General features: G+C 45.9%; 3 protein-coding genes. 2 read left to right on the plus strand and 1 reads right to left on the minus strand.

Annotated elements, in window-relative coordinates; all coding sequences use genetic code 11:
* Positions 1-545 precede the first annotated feature (545 nt).
* Positions 546-1,349, plus strand: a complete 804-nt coding sequence (locus QUA20_RS21370) for a DUF2267 domain-containing protein (protein WP_333191028.1) — start codon at positions 546-548, stop codon at positions 1,347-1,349.
* 142 nt (positions 1,350-1,491) lie between these two features.
* Here the strand turns inward: QUA20_RS21370 and QUA20_RS21375 are convergent, their stop codons facing one another.
* Entirely contained in the window at positions 1,492-1,623 is a 132-nt protein-coding gene (locus QUA20_RS21375) for a hypothetical protein (RefSeq protein ID WP_333191029.1), read from the minus strand.
* A 130-nt stretch (positions 1,624-1,753) separates the two neighbouring features.
* On the opposite strand from QUA20_RS21375, the gene QUA20_RS21380 reads away from it, so the two are divergent.
* Positions 1,754-4,399, plus strand: a complete 2,646-nt coding sequence (locus QUA20_RS21380) for an EAL domain-containing protein (RefSeq protein ID WP_333191030.1) — start codon at positions 1,754-1,756, stop codon at positions 4,397-4,399.
* Positions 4,400-4,485: the final 86 nt, after the last annotated feature.

Here is a 4,485-nt window from a genome sequence, read left to right on the forward strand (position 1 = left end):
CGAAAACGATAAAAAAACTAGCGTTTTTTTTACCGGAGGCATTCCTCAAGTGGCGCTCGGGCACTTGAAACAGATTGGCTCGTATTTGTAGCTCTCGATGGCCAGTTTTCGGTCTAACCAGATTGTACAATATAGCTACAAGCTGGGGCAAAGACCGCTGCAGTCGATCGAGCCCAGAGCATCTGCTTAATTGTACCTACCCCAGCCGCAATTACCAACTTAGGCGCTATAGGTACGTCAGCCTCGGTAACAACCCGCAATAAATACGGAAAGTATTACCAATAAAGCATCCGAGCTTAATAGCATTGAAGTGTGGCGGCAGCTTTTCAGGATACTCACAACATTAAACCTGGGTTCCCCTACATGGATCTACCTAGAGGAAGATTCTAGCAGACACTTAATTTTCACAACTTCCACCTGCTGAGAGATACTTCTTACTCTAGTTTAGAGTTCAATATTTTTAAGTAGTAATCATCACCTTTTTAGCAAGTAAAAAAATTCAGTTTTTACTTGAGCTTTACCGGATATTAACCTAGGAGGTTTAAATGACAATTCCAATCAGAGACGACCTGACTTACATTTTGCTCAAAAAGATTGGCAGCGGAAACGGCAAGGGAGAGTCGGAAATTAGGAACGCAGCCGAAGAATATGTCGGTCACCAGGTGCCGGAAGCGGAATTGCTCGGTCATTTGGACTACCTCAACCAAAGGGAATTTATCAAAGCGGAGTTTAGTGGAGAGCCTTACGGAGGAGCTGAGTTATTGCCGCCTTTAGTCGCATTTCAAGAAGCTGAGTTAACAGAAAAAGGCCGCAAACTGTTAAACAAAATGGAGACGAATCCTCCGACCTCGCTCCACCAGGAAGGAGCGGCAGTTCCTATCGCTTCAAAGGATATGCCGTTTTTGGAAAAAGTGATGGTAAACGGTCACTTGGAGGATATTTTTGATGCCCGCGACATTACCGAAGTAGTGTACCGGGTGATGCGCGACGTGATGACAAAAGACGCCATCGAACACGTGGAATCTGAATTGCACAAAGAAGTTTTGCCTACGGATGACAAAACCCTGCAACAAGAAATAGCAGACCTCTGGAAAGATACCAATCCGCTGGTGGGATTGCTGAGCCGGATACGTCAGCCTTTGACCGGCCCGCCTGCACCTGCGGGGATCGATGGCAATTTGTTTGCACGGAGGGTGGAACTAGAAGGCGCACTTCCTTCAGGAGTAAAACCGGAAACTGCGATCGCGGCTGTATTTTCGGCAACGAAGGATGAGCTGTCCGAGGATCGAATTCAGGAAATAGCGGGCTTTTTGCCGGACAGAATTCGGGACATTTGGCAGTCGGCTTAACGCAATATTTCACAGTATAAATACTTACACGCCGGGTTGACGAACCAGTATTCTGCGCTTTTGAGCCAGAATGCTGTTACGTCAACCCGGTTTCTCTATATCTGTTGCCTTGTAATTCTGAAAGTATTTTGCAGTCAGGACTTCAGTCCCGATACCAACTCGATCGAGCTTTCGTCTTCACTACTTGTGCGATCGCTGATTCCTTCTCCTCTAAGTGCTGTGAGAAACGCGGTTTCTCAGGGAAATTTGTCGGGAAACCAGATAATATCTGCACAAACCAAGTTGCTGGCTCCCGGGTTGGCTAAATCCAATAGATGTCGCGAAAGTGTTGTATTCTATAATACAGGGCGAGTAAAGACTGTGGCTCGCAAAGATGCTGTCAACAGCTTTGGAGCTCAAAACAGATGCCCCGCACAAAAGTTAGACAAATGTTGCAATCGGCTTTAGAACAAGAGATTTTACTGAATCGAATTACCAATCGCATCCGCAATTCTTTAGAACTGCAAGAGATTTTGATGACAACCACCCGAGAAATCCGCAGCTTTTTAGCGAGCGATCGGGTAAAAATTTATCGCTTTGAGTCCGACGGTAGCGGTGAGGTCATTGCTGAGTCCATCAACGGCGACAGCTTGTCATCTCTGCTGGGTTTGCGCTTTCCACCAGGCGACATTCCCAATAGTGCCCGGGAAATGTTTCTCAAAGCGCGGCAGCGAGTGATTGTAGATGTGGAATTGAAGCATCAAATAATTAATCGCTTAGATTCTCTCGAAACCGGCAAAACTTTAGCAGTTGAAGATATTAGCTATCGTCCTGTAGACCCCTGTCACGCTGAATATCTGAAGGCTATGGGGGCACGTTCTTCTCTGACGGTGCCGATTTTGCATCAAAATCAGCTTTGGGGGCTGTTGGTTTCTCACCACAGCCAACCGAAACGGTTTAGCGATCGAGAATTGAAAATGGTGCAGTTGCTTGTGGATCAACTTTCAATTGCGATCGCCCAATCCTTTCTGCTCAGTCAAGCTCGACAGCAAGCGCGCGACGAAGCCGTTGTCAACCAAATTACCAGTTTGCTGCACTCTCCTCTAGAACTAACCGAAATTCGGCAAACAGTTCTCGAACAAACTGTCAACCATTTGGATGGTTCGGGAGGGCGACTGTACATTGCAGCCGAGTTTGGCGATCGGCCGGCTTTACTTTATACCTGCGGCCAGCAGCCCCGGGACATCGACCTTGAACTCAGCCCGTTTTGGCAGCAGATCATGGGGTTTCCCAACCAAGACGATCGAGCAAAAACTCCTGATACCAGCCAATTAGGTTATTTTCAAAATATATATTCCCAGCATTACAGTTCAATTGACAAAAATATTTCTAGTTTAATCGTACCCCACTTGTACGCGATTTCCGATATTTCTAAAGAACCTCAAATCGAATCTTTATCTGCTAATTTTATCGAAGCTTCCATTCGATCGTTTTTGGCAGTACCGCTGCAATACGGCCAACAGTGCATCGGCTGTCTCACCATTTTTCGCAGCCCTATAGAAACCGAAATTATGTGGGCGGGCCGTTGCAGTTCCGACGCCCGAACCGATCGTCCCCGACAGTCCTTTGCAGCTTGGAAAGAAATCAAAACCGGCGAAACTCTACCGTGGAGCAGCGAGGAACAGAAGCTAGCAAAAGCTTTAGGAACTCACCTGTACATGGCTGCAATGCAGAGGCGCGTCGAGGCGATGATCCGACATCAAGCTTCTCACGACTCATTAACCGGTTTACCTAATAGATTGCTGTTTAATGAAAGGCTGTCTTTAGCTTTAGCTAGCGCTCACCAAAACGCCGAAATGCTGGGGGTGATCTTTCTAGATTTGGATAGATTTAAAAATGTTAACGATACTCTCGGACACCCAGTGGGCGATTTGTTGCTGCAAAGTGTATCTCGGCGTTTGAGTAACTGTTTGCGCGCGGGAGATTCTATTGCCCGTTGGGGCGGGGATGAATTTACCGTGCTGCTGTACAATCTCAACAGCCGTGAGGAAGCAACTAAGATTTGCCAGCTAATTATCCAAAGTTTAAGCAGTCCTTTTGATTTTGAAGGTCTAGAACTTTATACTAAGGCTAGCTTGGGAATTGCTTTGGCTCCTTACGACGGAGAAGATGCAGAAACATTGCTGAAAAATGCTGATGCTGCGATGTACAAAGCTAAACAGAAAGGTCGGAATAATTATCAGTTTTACACGCGGGCGATCGGCAGTAAAGTCTCCGAGGATCTTAACTTAGAAAATCATCTTTACAAAGCTCTGAAAAAATCAGAGTTTGTGCTGCACTATCAACCGCAAATAAACTTAAATACTCGCCAAATAGTCGGCATGGAAGCTCTGATTCGCTGGCAGCATCCCGAACGCGGTTTGATTTCTCCCGATCGATTTATTCCCTTAGCTGAAGAAACAGGATTAATCTGCCAAATTGACGAATGGGTGATGCGGACTGCTTGCTTGCAAAATCGAGCGTGGCAGTTACTGGGATTGCCACCGATGCGGATCGCTGTGAATTTATCAGGCCGGCAGTTTCTGCAAGCTAACACGGTAAAAACCATCGCTGAAATTTTATCAGAAACCAAGTTAAATCATGAGTATTTAGAAATAGAAATTACCGAAAGCGTTGCCATGACAGATGTGAATGTAACGGTGTCTGTATTGCAGCAGTTGCAGGAAATGGGAATTCAAATTTCTCTGGACGATTTTGGCACCGGTTATTCTTCGCTGTGGTCTCTGAAAAACTTTCCGCTTAATAATTTAAAAATAGACAAATCCTTCGTGGCTGATTTGGTGAACGGCAGCAGCGGTGCTACAATTGTGAAACTGGCGATCGCCTTGGGACAGGGCCTGAATTTACAGGTGATTGCTGAGGGAGTAGAAACAGCAGAACAGTTGGCTTTTTTGCAGTCGCATCAGTGCAATATGGGCCAGGGTTACTTCTTTAGCAAACCAATACCGGCGGAGGCTATAACCCAATTGTGCCGAGAAAATCAACCTGGGAAAATAAGTAGTTTAAATTAACAATCAGGAAGCGGAAGGAAGAAGGAAGAAGGAAGAAGGAAGAAGGAAGAAGGAAGAAGGAAGAAGGAAGAAGGAAGAAGGAAGAA

The sequence above is a fragment of the Microcoleus sp. Pol7_A1 genome, from assembly GCF_036701085.1.
GTDB lineage: Bacteria > Cyanobacteriota > Cyanobacteriia > Cyanobacteriales > Microcoleaceae > Microcoleus > Microcoleus asticus.

What these genes read in the sequence shown, in the direction of transcription:
- QUA20_RS21380 (WP_333191030.1), top strand. Translation starts at nt 1,754, where the DNA reads ATGCCCCGCACAAAAGTTAGACAAATGTTGCAATCGGCTTTAGAACAA.
- QUA20_RS21370 (WP_333191028.1), top strand. Translation starts at nt 546, where the DNA reads ATGACAATTCCAATCAGAGACGACCTGACTTACATTTTGCTCAAAAAG.